This is a genomic window from Terriglobales bacterium (genome assembly GCA_035691485.1).
GTDB lineage: Bacteria > Acidobacteriota > Terriglobia > Terriglobales > Acidobacteriaceae > JAIQGF01.
Genome location: DASSIZ010000043.1, coordinates 39,315 through 60,057, shown reverse-complemented (window position 1 = coordinate 60,057; position 20,743 = coordinate 39,315). Strand labels below are relative to the sequence as shown.

12 protein-coding genes are annotated in these 20,743 nt (G+C 61.1%); 8 read left to right on the top strand and 4 right to left on the bottom strand.

Annotated features, from left to right (window positions below; genetic code table 11):
- Nucleotides 1-211: 211 nt before the first annotated feature.
- The 3 genes from purH to VFI82_05475 form a co-directional block, all read right to left on the bottom strand.
- Entirely contained in the window at nt 212-1,789 is a 1,578-nt protein-coding gene (gene purH / locus VFI82_05485; protein HET7184114.1) for a bifunctional phosphoribosylaminoimidazolecarboxamide formyltransferase/IMP cyclohydrolase, read from the bottom strand.
- Between the two features lie 137 nt (nt 1,790-1,926).
- A complete protein-coding gene (locus VFI82_05480) occupies nt 1,927-2,472 on the bottom strand; it encodes a hypothetical protein (protein HET7184113.1) in 546 nt (181 codons plus the stop codon).
- A gap of 123 nt (nt 2,473-2,595) precedes the next feature.
- Complete coding sequence (locus VFI82_05475; GenBank protein HET7184112.1) at nt 2,596-3,195, bottom strand: MXAN_5187 C-terminal domain-containing protein; 600 nt, start codon at nt 3,193-3,195, stop codon at nt 2,596-2,598.
- 208 nt (nt 3,196-3,403) lie between these two features.
- On the opposite strand from VFI82_05475, the gene VFI82_05470 reads away from it, so the two are divergent.
- Nucleotides 3,404-4,054 carry a response regulator transcription factor gene (locus VFI82_05470; GenBank protein ID HET7184111.1) on the top strand — a complete coding sequence of 217 codons (651 nt, stop codon included), beginning with the start codon at nt 3,404-3,406 and terminating at the stop codon, nt 4,052-4,054.
- 71 nt (nt 4,055-4,125) lie between these two features.
- Here VFI82_05470 and VFI82_05465 read toward each other — a convergent pair whose 3' ends face one another.
- The gene (locus VFI82_05465) at nt 4,126-5,433 is read right to left on the bottom strand and encodes a citrate synthase (GenBank protein HET7184110.1); all 1,308 of its coding nucleotides are present in this window, start codon (nt 5,431-5,433) and stop codon (nt 4,126-4,128) included.
- Between the two features lie 159 nt (nt 5,434-5,592).
- Here VFI82_05465 and VFI82_05460 point away from each other — a divergent pair, with 159 nt between their 5' ends.
- The 7 genes from VFI82_05460 to VFI82_05430 all read left to right on the top strand — a co-directional run bounded on the left by VFI82_05460 (nt 5,593) and on the right by VFI82_05430 (nt 20,740).
- The gene (locus tag VFI82_05460) at nt 5,593-5,970 is read left to right on the top strand and encodes a holo-[acyl-carrier-protein] synthase (protein HET7184109.1); all 378 of its coding nucleotides are present in this window, start codon (nt 5,593-5,595) and stop codon (nt 5,968-5,970) included.
- A 76-nt stretch (nt 5,971-6,046) separates the two neighbouring features.
- Nucleotides 6,047-8,542, top strand: a complete 2,496-nt coding sequence (locus VFI82_05455) for a hypothetical protein (GenBank protein ID HET7184108.1) — start codon at nt 6,047-6,049, stop codon at nt 8,540-8,542.
- 212 nt (nt 8,543-8,754) lie between these two features.
- Nucleotides 8,755-9,945 carry an MdtA/MuxA family multidrug efflux RND transporter periplasmic adaptor subunit gene (locus VFI82_05450; protein ID HET7184107.1) on the top strand — a complete coding sequence of 397 codons (1,191 nt, stop codon included), beginning with the start codon at nt 8,755-8,757 and terminating at the stop codon, nt 9,943-9,945.
- Nucleotides 9,942-13,055, top strand: a complete 3,114-nt coding sequence (locus tag VFI82_05445) for a multidrug efflux RND transporter permease subunit (GenBank protein HET7184106.1) — start codon at nt 9,942-9,944, stop codon at nt 13,053-13,055. The genes VFI82_05450 and VFI82_05445 overlap by 4 nt, the downstream gene beginning before the upstream one ends.
- A 2-nt stretch (nt 13,056-13,057) precedes the next feature.
- On the top strand, nt 13,058-16,180 hold the full coding sequence (locus VFI82_05440; protein HET7184105.1) for a multidrug efflux RND transporter permease subunit: 3,123 nt from the start codon (nt 13,058-13,060) through the stop codon (nt 16,178-16,180).
- Nucleotides 16,181-16,346: 166 nt separating this feature from the next.
- A complete protein-coding gene (locus VFI82_05435) occupies nt 16,347-17,600 on the top strand; it encodes an efflux RND transporter periplasmic adaptor subunit (GenBank protein ID HET7184104.1) in 1,254 nt (417 codons plus the stop codon).
- Nucleotides 17,597-20,740: an efflux RND transporter permease subunit gene (locus tag VFI82_05430; GenBank protein ID HET7184103.1), complete on the top strand. Its 3,144-nt coding sequence runs from the start codon at nt 17,597-17,599 to the stop codon at nt 20,738-20,740. The genes VFI82_05435 and VFI82_05430 overlap by 4 nt, the downstream gene beginning before the upstream one ends.
- Nucleotides 20,741-20,743 lie beyond the last annotated feature (3 nt).

Here is a 20,743-nt window from a genome sequence, read left to right as displayed (position 1 = left end):
GTTTGGATGCCGAACTCATCCGGCGGGTGTCAATGTAATTTTACGCGAAATTCCGGAAGGAATTGGGGTTACAGGCAGAAAAAGAACCCGTGCTGTCACCTTCGTAACGAACTTTTGCCAGTCCCTCAGCGCATCCTGAGCAAAATGCAGGCAGACGTCACCCCAAGAATGGCGCAGGTTCCAATCGCAGCCGTTGGCCGCGTATCGCAGTTCAGTGCCGGAAGTGACGAATGCCAGTGGTGACCATAGCCAGCCCCAGCTTGTCGGCGGCGTCGATCACCTCCTGGTCGCGAACCGAACCGCCGGGCTGGATGATGGCAGTGGCGCCGGCCTTTGCGATCTCCTCGACGCCGTCGGGAAATGGGAAAAAGGCGTCGGAGGCAGCGACCGAACCCTGGGTGCCGAGCACCGACTTCATGGCGCCGATCTTGGCGGAGTCCACGCGGCTCATCTGGCCTGCGCCTACGCCGACGCTGCGGCCGTCCCGGGCATACAGAATCGCGTTCGATTTCACGTGCTTGCCAACCTTCCATGCGAACAGCAGATCCTGCATCTCCTGGGCAGAGGGCGGCCGCCGGCTGACGACCTTCACGGAAGCGGGGTCGAGCCTGTGCAGGTCGTTGTCCTGGACAAGCACGCCGCCGGACACAGCCTTGATGACGCGCTTCATGGGAGCGGGAGTGACCTCGAGCAGGCGCAGGTCCTTGCGCTTGCCGAAGCGGGCGCGCGCGACCTCGTCAAAGGAGGGCGCGATGATGCACTCGATGAAGAGCGCGACGCCGTTGTGGCGAAGACCGGCGATGGCTTCGGCTGTGGGGCCGTCAACCGGACGATTGAGCGCGATGACGCCGCCGAAGGCGGAGACGGGATCGCACTGGAAGGCGCGCTGGAAGGCTTCGATCACATCCTTTCCGACGGCGCTGCCGCAGGGATTGGTGTGCTTGATGATGGCGCAAAATGGCTGGTCGAATTCGGCGGCCAAGTCCCAGGAGGCTTGCAGGTCAACAATGTTGTTGTAGGACAGTTCCTTGCCCTGGAGTTGCTTGCCGTTGGCGACGCCGACGCCGGTGCCATCCGAATACATGGCGGCTGCCTGGTGCGGGTTCTCGCCGTAGCGCAGGTCCATGACCTTGTTGTAGCGAAGGCGCAGGGTGGGGGGAAAACCGGATTCCGCCTGGAGCTGGAGGTTCCCATTTGCGTGCACCCGCTCCAGCGTGGTGGCAATGGCGGAATCGTAGGAGGCGGTAAGGGCGAAGGCTTTTTGCGCCAGCTTCCACTTGGTGGTTGCGGAAAGCTGGCCGCCGGAGGAGCGCAGCTCGTCCACGATCGCCTGGTAATCGGAGGGCGAAGTGACGACGGCGACGTCGTGAAAATTCTTGGCGGCGGAGCGGATCATGGAAGGCCCGCCAATATCGATGTTCTCGATCAGTTCATCCACCGCGACGCCGGGCTTGGCGGCGGTCTTTTCGAACGCATAGAGGTTGACCACCACCATGTCAATGGGCTCGATTCCGTGCTCGGCGACGGTGGTTCGGTGCTCGGGATTGGAGCGCATGTGCAAGATGCCGCCGTGCACGCGCGGGTGCAGCGTCTTGACCCGGCCGTCAAGCATTTCGGGGAAACCGGTGAGCTCGGAAATGTCCTTGACCGGGACGCCGCCGTCGCGCAGCAAGCGCGCGGTGCCGCCGGTGGAGACGAGTTCGACGCCCTGGCCGGCGAGTTGCCTGGCGAATTCAACTAAGCCGGTCTTGTCGGTGACGCTGAGGATGGCGCGCTGGATCTTAGCCATGAGTTCCTCTCAAGATTGCGTGGGAATGACGAGCATTTAATCTTAGCAGCGAACGGAGTAGCTGTGACGGGGATCACACGCGATAAGGTCCTCACGCCGAGCCAGTCCAGCCGAGACACTATGGTTGATTTCGGTACTCAGGTGCTCAGGTAGGCGTTGGCGTCAGTGGGGTCGTCCACGCCCTCCGGCAGCGCGCCGCCGTTGTAGCGCGCCAAGCGGTTCTCCCATTTGAGAAAGTCGGTAATGGTTTGCGGCTCGATACGGATTTCCACGCGCCGCAGGCTGGCCAGCAGCAGGTTCATCTCGTGCAGGAGGCCGTCGGGCGTGCGGAGAGACTTGCGCTTGCTGCAAGCGACTGCGATTTCGACTTTGCGACCGCGCACCTCCAGCAGCCCCCAGCCAGGGGGCAGTTCTGCGGGGGAAATCAAGCCGGCAGGCGCCATGTAGAAACGCTCGCAGCCAAGCGCGCCGCTGGAGTCGAGACGCCACGGCTTGTTGCGGTCGTTAAGGAAGTCGCCGCGCGAGACCTTGCACTCCACCAGCACCGAGCGGCAGCGCGCTTTCCAACCGATCACGTCGGGAATTTCGCCGGTACAGCAAGCCTGCTCGGAAAGAATAATGCCGCAGCGATAGGAAGTGTGGAGCCAGCGCACGGCAAGGTCCACCAGGGCCGAGTGGGTCATGTGCCACTGTGGGTTCTGTTGCGCAGCATGGCAAGTAACCAGGGAGGAACGCGAAAAATTGTGGAATTGCCGAACTGCGGAATTGCGGAATTGAGAAACTCAGAATTGCGGAAGGCTGCGAAATTATGTTTTCGCTTTTGCCTTCAACCGGACGTGGCCGTCCTGGACCTCGACCGAGTATTCGACGGCCGCGCAACCATACTGGCCACGGATCTGGTCCGTCTTTTTCTTGAGGAAGGTTCTAAAGGAGTCGAAACTGTTGGGATCGGCGTGCTGTCCCGCGTTCTTCTTGGCTTCCATCATCGCGTCGAAAAGGGATTTGACCGCGACCTGGTCGGCGTCAACATCAGAGCAATGCACTTTGAACGGCGCCCCGGCAACCCCGGATTTCAAGGCCGCAGCGGCCGCCTGTTCCTCTTCATGGCGAAGGCCCTGAATACCGAGCGCGGCATCTTGCGGGCGGCGGAAGCCTTCTTCCTTAATCTTGATTTTCTTGCGCCATAAATCGCTGAAAAGCGCATAGCGCTGGGCGATGCCGTTGTAGCGGAAACGCTGGGCGAAGCTGAGCTTGGAGGAGTCGCTGTATTTGCGGATAAGGTTCTGGACGCGCCACTCCGTATCGTTGGGCGGTTTCTTGGCGCCCCCGCCAAAATACACGTCATATTCGATCTTGAGCTTACGAACGGTCTCCTCGAGAACGTTCAGCTCCTCATCAACCGTCAAAACGAGCTCCCTGACAGCGTTGCGGCGGGAATATATCACTTCTGACTTGCCATGGCGTTAACTGATGGGCTGCCAAACTTTAGGGGCCCCCAACGTTCCTGCCGGAGGCGGTGATAAAACGATGTTTATTGGAAATCCCGGGAATCTTTCCTTACATCGTAAGCAGTGGGTTAGGTGAACGAGCCTAGTTGTGTTTACAATAGAGTAAATGGCCAACCGTATCCCAATCGTAATTGCTGACGACCACGCGGTGCTGCGCGAATCCTTAGGCGCCCTGCTGCAGACACAAAAGGATTTTGATGTGGTAGGCAAGGCGGGCAGCGGCGCGGAAGCGCTGGAGCTGGTCAATCAGACTCATCCTGACGTGCTGGTGCTGGACCTGTTCATGCCCAACACGGACGGCTTCGAAGTACTGCGCACGCTGGACAAGGCGGGCAGCCGGGTGGCGTCGGTGGTGCTGACCGGTTCGGAGAACCAGCCTGACTATGTGCAGGTGGTCCGCTTGGGCGCCCGTGGCCTGGTGCTAAAGGGCGAAGGGCCAGAGCGTTTGTTTGCCGCCATACGGTCCGTAGCCAACGGGGAACTGGCGTTTTCCGAAGACATCGCGCAACAGGTCCTGAGCGCGATGGCCGGGGAAGCCAAAGAAGAGCCCTCCACCATCCGGCGCCTGTCGGAACGAGAGCGGCAGATCGCGGCGCTGGTTGCGCGCGGCATGAAAAACAAGGACATTGCGCACGAGCTGACCATCAGCGAGAACACGGTCAAACGGCACCTGCAGTCCATTTTCAACAAGACCGGGGCGCGTGATCGGCTGGAGCTGGCGGTAATTGCGCTGACCGAACTCAGCAAGGCGGCGTAGCAGGGCGCGGCCTTGAGGCTAACCCTGTAAGCGGCTCCGGGCAGTACTCCTATTGCGTAGTTCTACCTGACTCACTGCCTCGCAACGGCCCGGTCCGCGGGCTTGGGTCTCTCGATCTTTCGGAGTTCGTGGCCGAGATAGATCTGCCGCGGGCGGGCAATTTTCTGTTCGTGGTCCTCGATCATTTCCTGCCACTGTGCCAACCATCCCGTCATGCGAGGAATGGCGAAGAGCACGGTAAACATGTCGGGCCTGAAGCCCATGGCCTGGTAGATGATGCCGCTGTAGAAATCCACGTTGGGATAGAGCTTGCGGGTCACGAAATATTCGTCCTGGAGCGCGATTTTTTCCAGCGCGAGCGCGATGTCGAGCTTTTGATTGCGGCCGGTGACCTTGAATACATCCTCTGCCGTCTGCTTGATGATGCGCGCGCGCGGATCGTAATTCTTGTACACGCGGTGGCCGAAGCCCATCAGCCTCCCCTTGCCCTCCTTGATGCGCTTGATGTAAGCGGGCACATTCTTGACGTCGCCGATTTCGTCGAGCATGCGCAGCACCTCCTCGTTGGCGCCTCCGTGCAAAGGTCCGGCGAGCGCGGCCGCGGCGGCGGCCGCCGCCAGGTAAGGATCGGCATGCGAGCTGCCCACCGAGCGCATGGCATTGGCGGAGCAGTTCTGCTCGTGGTCGGCGTGGAGGATGAAGAGCACGTCGAGAGCGCGTGACATGACCGGGTTGGCTGCGTACTTCGGCTCCACCATTTTCCACAGCATGTTCATGAAATTTTCGGTGTAGCTGAGATCATTGTCGGGATAAACGATGGGGTAGCCGAGGCTGTGGCGGTAGGAATAAGCGGCGAGAGTCGGGGTCTTGGCGATCAGGCGCACGATCTGCATCTTGCGGCACTCGGCATCGCCAATGTTCTTGGCCTCCGGATACATGGTCGAGAGGGCCGCCAGGGCGCTGACCAGGATACCCATCGGGTGCGCGTCGTAGCGGAAGCGTTCGATGAAGCTGCGCATTCCTTCGTGCACCATGGTATGGAAGGTGACCTGCTTGATCCATTCGGCGCGCTGCTCCGGAGTCGGCAATTCGCCGTTGAGCAGCAGATACGCGACCTCCGGGAAGGTGCAGTTTTCCGCCAGGTCTTCGATGTTGTAACCGCGGTAGCGCAGGATGCCGCGATCGCCGTCAATGAAGGTAATCCGGCTTTGGCACGACGCGGTGTTCATGAATGCCGGGTCGTAGCCCATGAGCCCGAAATCATTGGTATCGGTCTTGATCTGCCGCAGATCCATGGTGCGGATAGTTCCGTGTTCAATCGGCAAGGTGTAGGTGCGGTTCGTCCGATTGTCCGCAATGGTGAGCGTATCGTTGGCCATGAGTTCCTCCTCGGCGGATGCCCGGGAACGCGGGCGGGCAGCAGGGTGATCGATTGCAACCGGCCAAATTAGTCCTTTTTGCGGCGATTGGCTAGGGCGGCGGAAACTCAAGGCGAGTGCGGTTCCTATTTCGGACGTGTGTTAACGTACTGAGTTTCCATGATTGTCGGAACCGGCATTGACATCGCCGAAGTGCCACGGATGGCGGCCGCCATTCAACGGTTCGGCGAGCGTTTCCTGCGGCGCGTGTTTACCCCGGGCGAGATCCGGTATTGTGACGCAAAGGCGAATCGCATCGAGCGTTATGCGGCGCGCTTTGCCGCCAAAGAGGCCGCACTCAAGGCCATCGGCACCGGCTGGAAAAACGGCGTTGCCTGGACCGACATAGAAGTAAGGCGCGAACCCGGCGGGCGTCCGAGCATCGCCTTCACAGGCAAGGCGGCCGAATTCGCCGCCCGGCTGGGCGCGAAGCGTGTCTCGTTGTCGCTGTCGCACACCAAGGAACAAGCGATTGCATCGGTAATCCTGGAGGATTAGCAGTCGGCGGTCAGCAGTCACGTTCAGCCGTTGAGTTTGGCGGGCGAGTGCAGATGCCGGTTGCTGAAGGGAATGTATGTCCGAAACCGCGGTTGTCAGTGAACTCGCCTCCACCGCAGGTCCAGGGTCGGAGCACCGCGTGCATCTTGCCGGCGTGCTCATCATGAGCTTCGCCAGCCTGTTGCTGGAACTGGCGCTTACGCGGTTGTTCTCGGTCATTCTCTTTTACCACTTCGCGTTCCTCGCAATCTCGATCGCGCTTCTCGGTTTAGGCGCCGGCGGCGTAATGGCGTACCTGGAGAAAAACCGGCTGGCGCGCTGGGACACGCGCACGCTGGGAGCACGTCTGGCGTCGGTGAATGCTGTGCTGCTGTTGGTGGTGCTTGAAATCGACCTGCACGCGCCGGTTTCGATTTCTTTTGTCCTGACGCCGGAGGTCATGCTGCGGCTGGCGCTGATGTACGTGGTGTCGGCTTTGCCGTTTTTCTGCACCGGCTTGCTGTTCTCTGTTGTCTTCGCCCGCGAAACGCGCGGCATCACCGAACTCTATGCGGCTGACCTGACCGGTGGCGCCCTCGCTTGCCTGGCAATCGTTCCCTTACTGAATTTTGTGGGCGGTCCCAATGCCATCCTGGTAGCGGCGATTGCCTCCGCAGGCGCATCGGCGGTTTGGGCAAGTACGCGCAGAGGCCGCCGCGCCGGACTGGCGCTGCTGGCCGCCTTTGTTGTGCTGACCGGCGCCAACTATTCCGGCAAGATCATCGACATCGTCTACGCGAAGGGAATTCGGCGAGACCAGCCGTGGGTGCTGTACGCGCGCTGGAACGCGATCTCGCGCGTGGAAGTGGACCGGGTAGGCGATGCCGAGGTGATCGTCATCGACGCGGATGCGTCGACGTTCATCATGAACACCAACCCGCATGACTGGCGTCCGGACTACAAAGAGGACCTGATGTCAACGGCGCCGGCAACCGTCAACGTGCTGCGTCCGCGTGGCGAGTACGCGATTATCGGCCCCGGCGGCGGGGTGGACATGTTGCGCGCGCTGGCCAACGGCAGCTCCGGCGTTACGGCGATTGAAATCAACCCCATCATTGCCAACAACATCATGCGCGGCCGCTGGGCTGATTATTCGTTTCATCTCTACGAGCAGCCCGAGGTCCACGTTCATGTCGGCGACGGCCGTTCCTGGGTGAGGAACGCGCGCCAGCAGTTCGACGTGGTGCAGATGACGCTGGTGGACACCTGGGCTTCCACCGCGGCGGGAGCATTCGCGCTCAGCGAAAACAATCTATACACCGTGGAAGCATTCCGCGAGTACTTCGATCACTTGAAGCCGGATGGGATTATTGCCATCACGCGTTGGGAGTTCAGCCATCCGCGCGAAGCGCTGCGGGTGGTTTCGCAGGAGTTGGAAGTGCTTAGAGGCAAGGGCATCACTGATCCCGCCAAGCACTTCATCATTGTGTGTGAGGGAACGCTGGACCAGGATGGCCGCCCGGTCACGGTGCTGTTCAAGCGCTCGCCGTTCACGCGGGAAGAAGAAGCCACGGTACTGAGCCACATCGAGGAAAATCCGGAACTGCACACGCTGTTCAAGCCTTCCGACGCCGGCGTCCGCAATCAGCCATCGGCCATTGTCGATGACGCGCGCGCCTTCCATGACCTGATCACCGCTGAGCCTGATGTCACGAAAGCAGTGTTACCCGGACCGGCGGGCGTCCAGTGGAGCGCGTTCAACAACTATGTACGGCAATATCCCTTCAACATCGCCCCGGTATATGACAACGCGCCGTTCTTCTTCTTCACCATGAAAACGCGCGAAGCATTTTCGCGGCTTCTCGGCGGCACCGGGCGCGGTGGCGACTGGAAGAATCATGTCGGCGTAGTGGTCCTGGGAGTTGTGCTGGTGATATCGGTACTCGCGGTGCTGTTGTTCCTGATCCTTCCGCTGGCTCTGCACGGTTACCGGAACCGAGGAGCAACCGGAGTGGGGCGCGCCCCAGTTTCGCGGCTCCTGTTTTTTATTGCCATCGGGCTCGGCTACATCCTAGCCGAGATCGCGTTCATCCAGCGCTTCGTGCTCTTTCTCGGCCATCCGACCTACGCGTTAACCGTGGTGATCTTCCTCATGCTGCTGGCCAGCGGCGCCGGCAGCCTGCTGTCGCGGCGATGGCTGGTGGATCCACAACAAGTCCGGACCGCGCTGCTTTTGGTGATCGTTCTATTGCTGGGTTACGTGTGGGTCCTGCCACCCTTGCTGCGAACGCTGGTCGGGCTTCCTTTTATCGCCAAGTTGCTGGTGAGTGCTGTAATGCTGGTTCCGCTGGGAGTGGCGATGGGCATGCCCTTCCCCAGCGGACTGCGCGCTCTGGCCGGCGCGGCCCCGAACGATGACAACAGCATCGAGTGGGCATGGGCATTAAATGCGGCGTCCAGCGTGCTCGGGTCGGTCGCGGCGATGGTGGTGGCGATCCAGTACGGGCTGAACTGGACGCTGGCTTGCGGCGCCCTGGCCTATGTTACGGCGTTGTTGCTGCTGCCGAAACTAAGCGGCCGGCTCGTTTCCTGAGTTACAAATCTTTACGCCCGCATCCAATCTTTTTACACCCCGTCGGTGGTGTGCGGGTTTACCCTGACGGGTGGCCCCGTGCCGGCGAAAGCCTGCTGTGCCACGTGGACCTATAATTTGAAGCTGCTGTCAGGGGCTCGTTGGTCTTCGGGCCGGCACTCGCGACGCGTTTCCCCTCCCGGTGCGATGTCCGCCGATGACGGAAATACCCAATGTCACGTGGACGCATCATTATTGTTCTCGCCGGCATCCTGCTGGTGGTGATCGGCGCCACCGCGGTGCGCAATAGCAAGAAAACGCAGACCCCGAAGGGCGCGGCGCCGAACGCGGCCAATCGCGGCGTGCCGGTGCTGGCCGAAGCGGCGGCGCAGCGTGATGTTCCGGTGTATCTGCGCGGGTTGGGATCGGTGCTGGCGTTCAACACTGTGACCATCAGAACACGCGTTGATGGACAGATCACGAAGATCAACTTCCGCGAGGGAGATGAAGTCAAGCAGGGCGAACTGCTGGTACAGATTGATCCCCGTCCGTTTGACGTGATGTTGCACACCGCGGAAGCGAACCTGGCGAAGGATGAAGCCACCCTTGCCGACGCCAAGCTGAATCTGGATCGCTACACGGCACTGTGGAAGGAAGGCGTCATCAGCCAGCAGCAGTACAACACGCAGCAGTCGCTGGTCGGGCAGCTAGCGGGAGCCATCAGCGCCGACCGTGCCGCGATTGAAAACGCCAAGCTGCAGCTTACTTATTCGCGCATTACCGCGCCGATTGGAGGGCGCATCGGACTGCGGCTGGTGGATATTGGGAACATCGTGCACGCATCCGACCAGAACGGGCTGCTGGTCATCACGCAGCTGCATCCGATCGCCGTGCTGTTCACCCTGCCGGAAGACAACATTCCGCAGGTGCTGCAGCACATGCGCAAGGGGCCCTTGGACGTGGAAGTCTACAGCCGCGACGACCAGACCAAGCTGGCTTCCGGGAAGCTGCTGACGCTGAACAACGAGATCGATCCCACCACCGGCACCAACAAGTACAAAGCGGTGTTTCAGAACGAAGACCGCGTGCTGTGGCCGAACCAGTTCGTCAACATCCGCCTACTGCTTGAGACCAAGAAGAATGCGACCACCGTTCCGGTTGCCGCCCTCCAGCGCGGCAACCAGGGAACGTTCACCTACGTGGTGAAGCAAGACAATTCGGTGGAAGCGCGGCCGGTGAAGGTCGGGGTCAGCGAGGGAAACCTCGCCTCCATCGACTCGGGGCTGCAACCCGGGGAGATGGTAGTCACCGACGGGCAGGACAAGCTGCAACCCGGGGCGAAGGTCGAAGTGCAAAAAGGCAATCGTCCGGCGGGTGCGCCTCCGCAGCAGCCGCAGAATCCTAACCGGGCAGCGGGGCTATGAATCCGTCCCGCATTTTTATTCTTCGGCCGGTGGCCACGTCATTGTTGACGGTGGGACTGCTGCTGGTCGGGGTGGTCGCCTACCGGCAGCTGCCGGTTTCGGCGCTGCCACAGGTGGATTACCCCACCATCCAGATTTTGACCTTCTATCCCGGCGCCAGTCCGGATGTCATCGCCTCGTCGGTGACGACGCCGCTGGAGCGGCAGTTCGGCCAGCTTCCCGGGCTGAATCAGATGACGTCGACGAGCTCGTTCGGCAGCTCGATTGTGGTGCTGCAATTCAACTTGAACGAGAGCATTGATGTCGCCGAGCAGGAGGTGCAGGCAGCCATCAATGCCTCCGGCACCTACCTGCCGCGCGATCTTCCCAACCCGCCCATCTATACCAAGACGAATCCCGCCGATGCGCCGGTTCTGACGCTGGCGCTGTCGTCGGACACGCTGCCGCTCTCGAAGGTCGAAGACTTGGCCGACACCACGCTGGCGCAGAAAATTTCGCAGATACCCGGCGTCGGGCTGGTGTCCATCAGCGGCGGGCAAAAGCCGGCGGTGCGTGTGCAGGCGAATCCGACCGCGCTCGCCTCCTACGGCCTGGGCCTGGAGGACCTGCGGACGGTGCTGACGCAGGCCAACGTGGATCAGGCCAAGGGCAGCATTGAAGGGCCGCGGCTGGCCTACACCATCGGGGCCGACGATCAGCTGATGTCGAGCGCCGGCTATAAACCGGTGATCATCGCTTACCGCAACGGCTCACCGGTGAGGGTGATGGATGTTGCGACCGTCGTCGACAGCGCCGAGAACGTGAAGCAGGCGGCCTGGGAGAACCTGCATCCGGCCGTAATCATGAACATCCAGCGCCAGCCGGGCGCGAACATCATCAGCGTCGTGGATCGCATTCAGACGCTGCTGCCGACGCTGCGGGCGGCGCTGCCCAGCGCGGTGAAGGCGGAAGTGGTCGCCGACCGCACGGAAACGATTCGCGCCTCGGTGGCGGACGTGAAATTCGAGCTGGTCCTGACCATCGCCCTGGTGGTCATGGTCATGTTTCTTTTCCTGCGGACGCTGTCGGCGACGGTGATTCCCAGCATCACGGTGCCGCTGTCGCTGGTGGGGACGTTCGGGGTGATGTACCTGCTGGGGTACAGTCTCGACAATCTTTCTCTGATGGCGCTGACCATTTCCACCGGCTTCGTGGTGGACGACGCCATCGTCATGATCGAAAACATTGCCCGCTACATCGAGGAAGGCGATTCCCCGGTGATGGCGGCGCTGAAGGGATCGGAGCAGATCGGCTTCACCATCGTGTCGTTGACCGTGTCGCTGATCGCGGTGCTCATCCCGCTGCTGTTCATGGGCGACGTGGTCGGACGACTGTTCCGCGAATTCGCGGTTACCCTGGCGGTGACCATCCTGGTATCGGCGGGTATATCTCTGACCCTTACGCCGATGATGTGCGCCAAGCTGCTCCGCCACCGGACGGAACAGGAGCAAGGCTGGTTCTACCGCAAGTCGGAGCAGTTCTTTCACAACGTCATCGAGAAGTACGGCACGACACTGCGGTGGGTGCTGCGTCACCAGCGGGAAACGCTGCTGGTCACGGTGGGCACGCTGGTGCTGACCATCTTCCTTTACATCGTCGTGCCCAAGGGGTTTTTCCCGGTGCAGGATACGGGCGCGATCCTGGGGATCTCGGAAGCCTCGCAAACGGTTTCCTTCCAGGCGATGGCGGAGCGCCAGCAGAAACTCGCCGAGATCATCCTCAAAGACCCGGATGTGGCGAACCTTTCGTCGTTCATCGGCGTGGACGGCATCAACACGACGATCAACAGCGGTCGCATCCAGGTGAACCTGAAGCCGCGCGACAAGCGCAACTCAACGGCTTCGGAGGTCATTCAGCGGCTGCAGCCACAGCTGGCGCAGGTGCAGGGCGTCACGCTCTACATGCAGCCGGTGCAAGACCTGACCGTCGAGGACCGGGTCAGCCGCACGCAGTACCAGTACACGATCGAAGACGCCAACGCGCAGGAGTTGGGAGAGTGGACGCCGCGCCTGGTGGACAAGCTGCGCACCCGGCCGGAGTTGCGCGATGTCGCCAGCGACCAGCAGAATGGCGGATTGCAGGCGGCCATCACGATTGACCGCGACACCGCCGGACGGCTGGGCATTCTTCCCGCCGACCTTGACAACACCCTCTACGACGCCTTCGGTCAGCGGCAGGTCTCGACCATCTTCACCCAGTTGAACCAGTACCACGTGGTGCTGGAAGTGGATCCGAGGTTCCAGGTTACCCCGGACAATCTGAAAGACATTTACGTACACACCGCAAATGGGGGCTCGGTTCCACTGACCACGTTCACGCGGGTGCAGAATATCAATGCGCCGCTCACCATCAATCACCAGGGACAATTTCCGGCGGCGACGCTGTCATTCAATATTGCCCCCAGGCTCTCGCTTGGCCACGCCGTGAAGGCGATCCAGGAGGCGGAGAAGGAAATCGGGTTGCCGACAAGTATCCACGCCAGCTTCCAGGGGACGGCGGCGGCGTTTCAATCATCGCTAAAGAACGAGCCGATCCTGATCCTGGCGGCCGTGATCACGGTCTACATCGTGCTCGGCGTGCTCTACGAAAGCTATATTCATCCCATCACCATTCTCTCTACCCTCCCGTCCGCCGGCGTAGGCGCCTTGCTGGCGCTGCTCCTGTTCGGCATGGACCTCGGCGTGGTCGGACTGATCGGCATGGTGCTGCTGATCGGCATCGTGAAAAAGAACGCCATCATGATGATCGATTTCGCGCTCGAGGCCGAGCGCAAGGATGGCATGCCTCCGGAAGACGCCATCTACCAGGCTTGCCTGCTGCGCTTCCGCCCCATCATGATGACCACCATGGCGGCGCTCTTCGGCGGGCTGCCGCTGGCGTTGGGTCGCGGCACAGGTTCCGAGTTGCGCCATCCGCTCGGCATCACCATTGTCGGCGGGCTGCTCCTCAGCCAGTTGCTGACGCTGTACACCACGCCCGTGGTTTACCTCTTCTTTGACCGGCTGGCGCGCAAGCTGTCGCGTTACCGCGTCGGCAATCCCATCAATGCAGAATCGGTGCCGGCGGACTAACCATGAGCGTCTCTGCTCCCTTCATACGCCGGCCGGTCGGGACCTCGCTGCTCGCGGTGGCGGTGCTGATGGCGGGGATCATCGCCTATTTCCTGCTGCCGGTCTCGCCGCTTCCGGAGGTGGAATTCCCCACCATCTCGGTGCAGGCGGGATTACCGGGCGCCAGTCCGGAAACGATGGCCTCAGCTGTGGCCACTCCCCTGGAACGCCAGTTCGGACGCATTGCCGGCATCACCGAAATGACCTCGACCAGCCAGCTTGGGTCCACCAACGTCACCATGCAGTTCGATCTGAGCCGCAACATCAATGCCGCGGCGCGCGACGTGCAGGCCGCCATCAATGCGGCGCGGGGACAGCTTCCGGCGAACCTGCCGAATAATCCGACCTATCGGAAAACCAATCCCGCCGACGCTCCTATCATCCTGCTGGCGCTGACCTCCGACACCATGCCACTGGCGCGCATGTACGACGCCGCCGATTCCATCCTGGCGCAAAAAATCTCGCAGGTGGAAGGCGTGGGACAGGTGATCGTCGGCGGCGGCGCCAAGCCGGCGGTTCGGGTGCAAGCCAATCCGGCGCAACTTTCCGCCTACGGCATCGGCATGGACGAGGTGCGCAACGCGCTGAACCGCGCCAATGCCAACATACCCAAGGGCGAGTTCAGCGGTGACACCCGCACTTTCGCGATTGCCGCCGACGATCAGCTCAAGGTCGCCGACCAGTACAAGCCGCTGGTTGTCACCTATCGCAACGGCGCTCCGGTGCGGCTGGACCAGGTTTCCAACGTCTCCGATTCCGTGGAGGACATCCGCAACGCGGCGCTGTTCAACAGCAAACCGGCAGTGCTGATCATTATCTTCCGCCAGCCGGGCGCGAACATCATTGGCACCGTGGACCGCATTCGCGGACTGATCCCGCTGTTTCAGTCGTCGATTCCGGGCTCGATGAAACTCTCGGTGGTGAACGACCGCACCACGACCATTCGCACCTCGGTGCAGGATGTCGAAATCACGCTCTCCATTGCGGTCGCGCTGGTGGTGCTGGTCATCTTTTTGTTCCTGCGCAACGCGGCCGCAACCTTCATTCCCAGCGTCGCCGTTCCGCTCTCGTTGCTGGGCACCGTCGCGCTGATGTACCTGCTCCATTACAGCATCGACAATTTGTCGTTGATGGCGCTGACCATCGCCACCGGTTTCGTGGTTGACGACGCGATCGTCGTCATCGAAAACATCACGCGCTACATCGAGGCGGGCGAACATCCTGTGGCCGCCGCGTTCAAAGGCTCGCGCGAAATCGGCTTCACCGTGTTTTCCATGAGCACGTCGCTGGTGGCCGTCTTCATTCCCATCCTGCTGATGGGCGGAATTGTCGGGCGGCTGTTCCGGGAATTCGCCGTCGTGCTCAGCCTAGCGATCGCGGTGTCGTTGGTCGTTTCCCTCACGACGACGCCCATGCTCTGCGCCAAGTTCCTGAAGCCGGTGTCGGAGGTCAAACACGGGCGGCTCTACCGCATGAGCGAGGGGGCGTTCAAGTGGATGCACTCTACTTATGCCGGGGGGCTGCGCTGGGTGCTCCGCTATTCGGCGCTGATGCTGGTCATCATGCTCGGCACCATGGCGCTGGCCGTGTACCTCTACATCATCGTGCCCAAGGGATTTTTCCCGCAGCAGGATACCGGGCGCCTGATGGGCAGCATCCAGGCGTCGCAGGACATCTCCTTCGTCTCGCTGCGGCAGAAACAGCAACAGTTCAGCGACATCGTCCTCTCCGATCCCGAGGTGGACACGGTGGGTGCGTTCACCGGCGGGGGCGCCCGCAATACGGCGCGCTTCTTCATCCAGTTGAAGGGGAAGCGCAAAGCCAGCGCCGACCAGGTGATCGCCCGTCTCCGGCCCAAGCTCAGCCATATTCCCGGCGCCGCCCTGTTTCTGCAGCCGGTCCAGGATGTGCGCGTCGGCGGACGCATGAGCAACGCGCAGTATCAGTACACCTTGCAGGACGCTGACCTGGCGGAGCTGAATGAATGGGCGCCGCGGCTACTGCAGAAACTGCGCACCATGAATGAGCTGCGCGACGTCTCCAGCGACCAGCAGAACAAGGGGCTGGAACTGCACTTGACCATTGACCGCGACACAGCCGGCCGCCTCGGCGTCCAGCCGGCGCAGATTGACGAGTCGCTCTACGACGCTTTTGGCCAGCGCCAGGTTTCCACCATCTACCGCCAGCTCAATCAGTACCACGTCGTGATGGAGGTCGATCCGACCTTCCAGAACAATCCGGATGCGCTGAAGCAGATCTACGTGCATGCGGCCAACGGAAAGCTGGTTCCGCTGAGCGCGTTCTCACATTACGTAACCGGAAACACCGCGCTGACGGTGAATCACCAGTCCCAGTTTCCCTCCACCACCTTCTCCTTCAACCTGGCGCCCGGGGTTTCGCTCGGGCAGGCGGTGCGCGCCATCCAGGACGCGGAACGAACCATGCGTTTTCCCGGCAACATCATTGCCAGCTTTTCCGGCACGGCCGCGGCGTTCCAGGAATCTCTGAAGAACCAGCCGGTGCTAATCATGGCGGCGCTGTTCACCGTGTACATCGTGCTCGGGGTGCTTTACGAGAGCTACATGCACCCGATCACCATTCTGTCGACGCTGCCCTCGGCCGGTGTCGGTGCGCTGCTGGCGCTGCTGATATCGCACACCGACCTCACGATCATGGCGCTGATCGGCATCATCCTGCTGATCGGGATCGTCAAGAAAAATGCCATCATGATGATCGACTTTGCCCTCGAAGCCGAGCGCCGCGATCGCATGGAGCCGGAGCAGGCGATCTATGAAGCGTCGTTGCTGCGTTTCCGGCCCATCATGATGACGACGCTGGCGGCCCTGTTCGGCGCGTTGCCGCTGGCGCTGGCCGGCGGCGTCGGCTCCGAGCTTCGCCGTCCGCTGGGATTGACGATTGTCGGCGGGCTTATCGTGAGCCAGGCACTGACGTTGTTCACGACCCCGGTCATGTATTTGTACCTGGACCGGCTGCGGTGGAAGCTGATGCGCCGGGGCGGACGTAAGCCGCGGGAGTTGCGCGATGTAGCGGCGGATTTCAATCCGCCGGAGCCGCATGCTCCCTGACCTGCGCTTCTTTGAGTTCGTGAGTTTGTGGACCGACGAATTTCCGAGCAGCTTGTAAACAAAGGTAAAATCAGTGATTGGTGGAAACTTATCAGGTGGTAAAGCATCGAAGCAGTAAGCAGTCACTTACTTGGGCATCTTACTTCGCACTCAATCAGAAAGACTAATGACCTACAGAAATCATTTCCAGAACCGTTTCCGCAAGTTATCCGTGCTCGCTGTGTGCGTAATGGCGATTACCGCGGTTTGCCTGTTGACTGGTTGCAACAAGAACACCGCGCAAGCCGCCGGTCCTGGCGGGCCGGGAGGCCAGCGGCCGCCGGCGCCGGTTGTGGTCTCCACCGTGGAGCAGCGTGACATCCCCGTGCAGATCACGGCCATCGGCAACGTGGAGGCTTATCAGGCGGTGCAGATCCGCGCGCAGGTCAACGGTCAACTCCAGCGCGTGTTGTTCAAAGAAGGCGACGACGTTCGCAGGGGACAATTGCTCTTTCAACTGGACAAGGCCCCTTTTCAGGCTGCGCTCGCGCAGGCCGAAGGCAATCTGCAGCGCGACCAGGCAAATGCGGTGAATGCGGAGGCGCAGGCTGGGCGCTACACGGCATTGGAGAAGCAAGGAGTGATTTCGCGGGAGCAAGCTGACCAGATGCGCACCCAGGCGCAGGCGAACGCTTCTGCTGTCAATGCCGACAAGGCCGCCGTGGACGCTGCCAGGGTGCAACTTCGCTATACCGATATCCATGCGCCGATTGATGCCCGCGCGGGAGCGTTGCTGATCAATGTCGGCAACCTAATCAAGGCTAACGACACGCCGTTCCTGGTTCAGCTCAACCAGGTGCAACCTATCTATGTGACCTTCTCCATTCCCGAGACGCAGCTGCAGGCGGTGCGACAGTACTCTGCCGGCGGGCAGCTGAAGGTGCTCGCCTATCCCAAGGGCCAGACCAGCAATCCGGCGGAGGGCAAGCTGACGTTTATCGATAACGGCGTTGATCCCACCACCGGAACAGTCAAACTCAAGGCCACCTTTGTGAACAAAGACCGGCGCCTGTGGCCGGGCGAATTCGTGGACGTCGTGCTGAATCTTTCCATGCACAAGAACGCGATGGTTGTGCCTACCAAGGCGATTCAGACCGGGCAACAAGGGTCTTACGTATACGTGGTAGACCAGGAAAACACAGCGAAGCCGCAGCCGGTGCAGAGCACGGGCACGTTCCAGAACCTGACCCTGGTGGCCGGTGGGCTCACTCCCGGCCAGCGCGTTATCGTGGATGGACAGTTGCGCGTCGTTCCCAACGGTAAGGTAAATATTCAAAGCGTAGTCCCCGGCGCCGCCGCCGGGGCGCCGAACTCGTCCACCGCACAGCCAGCCTCCGGTGTGGCGCAGGCACCCTCGCCTGCGGGAGGAGGCAGCCAGTGAGTATTTCCGAGCTCTTTATCAAGCGGCCGATCATGACCACGCTGGTCATGGCCGCGATTTTGATATTCGGAATTTTTGCCTACACGCTGCTGCCCGTCAGCGATCTGCCGAACGTGGATTTCCCGACCATCCAGGTGATCGCGCAATTGCCCGGCGCCAGCCCGGAGACGATGGCGTCATCGGTGGCGACGCCGCTGGAAAAGCAGTTCTCCACCATCGCCGGCATCGATTCGATGACCTCGACGAATGCGTTGGGGGGCACCAACATCACGATCCAGTTCAACCTCAGCCGCAGCCTGGACGGCGCCGCGCTTGACGTGCAGTCCGCCATTTCCAAGGCGGCCAGCCAGCTGCCACCGGAGATGCCGACTCCGCCTTCGTTCCAGAAGGTGAATCCCGCCGACCAGCCCATCCTCTATCTCGCCGTCAGTTCGCCGACGCTGAAGCTGTCGGACGTGGATGAAGCCGCTGAAACCACCATGGCGCAGAACATCTCCATGGTGAATGGAGTGGCACAGGTTTCGGTGTTCGGCTCGCAGAAGTATGCCGTCCGCGTGCAAGTGGATCCGCGCGCGCTGGCGACGCGCCAGATTGGCATTGACGAGGTCGAAAACGCTCTCAAGGCCGGCAATACCAACACGCCGACCGGCACCATGTATGGCGGCGTGCACACCTTCACGCTGCTCTCCAACGGCCAGCTGCAGAACGCGGCGGGGTTCGGCCCCATGATCGTTGCTTATCGCAATGGTTCGCCGGTGCGCCTGAATGAGCTCGGGCGGGTGATTGACAGTGTTCAGGACGACAAGAGCGCGAGCTGGTACAACGGCAATCGCGCCGTCGTGCTGGCCATCCAGCGCCAGCCGGGCACCAATACCGTCGAGGTTGTCAACGGTGTCAAGAAGCTGCTCCCGCGATTGGAGCAACAGATTCCGGCTTCGGTTCGCATCGATACTTTGTACGACCGCTCCGAATCCATCCGCGCCTCGGTCAATGACGTCAAGTTCACGCTCCTGCTCACCGTCGCCCTGGTGGTGATGGTGATCTTCCTGTTCCTGCGCAACATCTCGGCCACCATTATTCCGTCGTTCGCCTTGCCCATGGCGATCATCGGCACCTTCTCCGTGATGTACCTGCTCGGCTATAGCGTGGACAACCTGTCGCTGATGGCGTTGACGCTATCGGTGGGATTTGTCGTGGACGACGCCATCGTCATGCTGGAAAACATCGTTCGCCACATGGAGATGGGCAAGAGCGCCATGCAGGCGGCCGTCGAGGGCTCCCGCGAGATCGGCTTCACCATTCTCTCCATGACCATTTCGCTGGCGGCGGTGTTTATCCCGCTGCTGTTCATGGGCGGCATCATCGGACGGCTGCTGCACGAGTTCGCGGTGACCATCGGAGTTGCCATCCTGGTGTCGGGCTTCGTTTCGCTGACCCTCACTCCGATGTTGTGCAGCCGCTTCCTCAAGCACCAGGAAGCGAGTCAGCACGGCCGCTTTTACCAGGCCACGGAGCGCGTCTTCGATGCCTGGTTGCGCGGATATGACTGGTCTCTGAAAAAGGTGCTGCGTCACAAGTTCGCGACCTTGATGGTCTCGTTCCTAGTGATTGCGCTCACCGCCGTACTGTTTATCCAGATCCGAACCGGCTTCCTGCCCGACGAAGATCAGGGCCTGGTGTTCGCCTTCACCGAGGCGCAGCAGGGAATTTCGTTCCGTGACATGTTCGACCTGCAGCAGAAGGCCACCAACATCGTTCGCCAGGACCCGAACGTGATGAACATCATCTCCTCGATGGGCGGCAATCCCTCCTTCGGCGGCTCGCTCAACCAGGGTCGCATGTTCTTCCGCCTTAAGGACAAGAAGGACCGGGTCCATCACGCCACCGCCATGGACGTAATCCAGGAGTTGCGCCCCAAGCTGGCGCAGCTACCCGGCATCAACGTGTTCCTGCAGATTCCCCCGACCATCCGTATCGGCGGCAGCCTGACCAAGTCGCAATACCAGTACGCCTTGCAGACGCCCGATTTGGCGGAACTTTATTCCACCGCACCCAAGCTGGAAGCCGCCCTGCGCAACCTTCCTTTGTTGCAGGACGTGACCAGCGACCTGCAGATCAAGAACCCGCAGCTAACCATCCAGGTGGATCGCGACAAGGCGTACGCACTGGGCGTCACTCCCGGCCAGGTCACCGACGCGCTTTATTCCGCTTACGGCACACGCCAGGTCAGCACCATCTACACTCCCAACAACGAGTACTACGTGATCGTGGAGCTGGAACCACAGTTCCAGAACAATCCTGCTGAGCTGTCGTGGCTCTACATTCGTTCCAACACAGGGAAGCTGGTGCCGCTCGACACCGTCTCCAAGCTGGTGCCGTCAGTCGGCCCACTGACAGTCAATCACCTGGGGCAGTTGCCGGCCGTAACCCTGAGCTTCAACCTGAAACCGGGCGTGGCGCTGGGCGATGCCACTCGCGCGGTGCAGGAGCAGGCGCAGAAGATTCTCCCCGGCGATATTGTTGGGACTTTCCAGGGTACGGCGCAGGCTTTCCAGCAGTCATTCACCGGGATGGGGCTGCTGCTGGTGGCAGCGATCCTGGTGATTTACATCATCCTCGGCGTTCTCTACGAGAGCTTCGTTCACCCCATCACGATTCTTTCCGGACTACCCTCCGCCGGTGTGGGCGCGCTGCTGACGCTGATTCTGTTCCACCAGGAATTGAACCTGTATTCCTTCGTTGGCATCATCATGCTGATCGGCATCGTGAAAAAGAACGCCATCATGATGATTGATTTCGCGCTCGAGGCCGAGCGCAAGGAAGGGAAGTCGCCGGAAGATTCCATTTACCAGGGAGCGCTGGTCCGTTTCCGCCCCATCATGATGACGACGATGGCGGCCCTGATGGGTACGCTGCCGATCGCCGTCGGTTTCGGCTCCGGAGCCGACTCGCGTCGCGGTCTCGGACTGGCGGTCGTCGGCGGATTGCTCTTCTCGCAACTGGTGACGCTCTACATCACGCCCGTGTATTACGTCTATCTCGATCGCTTGCAGCGGCGCTTTGAGGAGTGGCGCGACCGCCGCAAAGCTCGTGCTGTCCCTGAACTGGACGAAGCGACGCTGCTAGGACATCACGACTGAGTA

What these genes read in the sequence shown, in the direction of transcription:
- purH (HET7184114.1), bottom strand. Translation starts at nt 1,789, where the DNA reads ATGGCTAAGATCCAGCGCGCCATCCTCAGCGTCACCGACAAGACCGGC.
- VFI82_05460 (HET7184109.1), top strand. Translation starts at nt 5,593, where the DNA reads ATGATTGTCGGAACCGGCATTGACATCGCCGAAGTGCCACGGATGGCG.
- VFI82_05470 (HET7184111.1), top strand. Translation starts at nt 3,404, where the DNA reads ATGGCCAACCGTATCCCAATCGTAATTGCTGACGACCACGCGGTGCTG.
- VFI82_05435 (HET7184104.1), top strand. Translation starts at nt 16,347, where the DNA reads ATGACCTACAGAAATCATTTCCAGAACCGTTTCCGCAAGTTATCCGTG.
- VFI82_05440 (HET7184105.1), top strand. Translation starts at nt 13,058, where the DNA reads ATGAGCGTCTCTGCTCCCTTCATACGCCGGCCGGTCGGGACCTCGCTG.
- VFI82_05465 (HET7184110.1), bottom strand. Translation starts at nt 5,433, where the DNA reads ATGGCCAACGATACGCTCACCATTGCGGACAATCGGACGAACCGCACC.
- VFI82_05450 (HET7184107.1), top strand. Translation starts at nt 8,755, where the DNA reads ATGTCACGTGGACGCATCATTATTGTTCTCGCCGGCATCCTGCTGGTG.
- VFI82_05480 (HET7184113.1), bottom strand. Translation starts at nt 2,472, where the DNA reads ATGACCCACTCGGCCCTGGTGGACCTTGCCGTGCGCTGGCTCCACACT.
- VFI82_05455 (HET7184108.1), top strand. Translation starts at nt 6,047, where the DNA reads ATGTCCGAAACCGCGGTTGTCAGTGAACTCGCCTCCACCGCAGGTCCA.
- VFI82_05445 (HET7184106.1), top strand. Translation starts at nt 9,942, where the DNA reads ATGAATCCGTCCCGCATTTTTATTCTTCGGCCGGTGGCCACGTCATTG.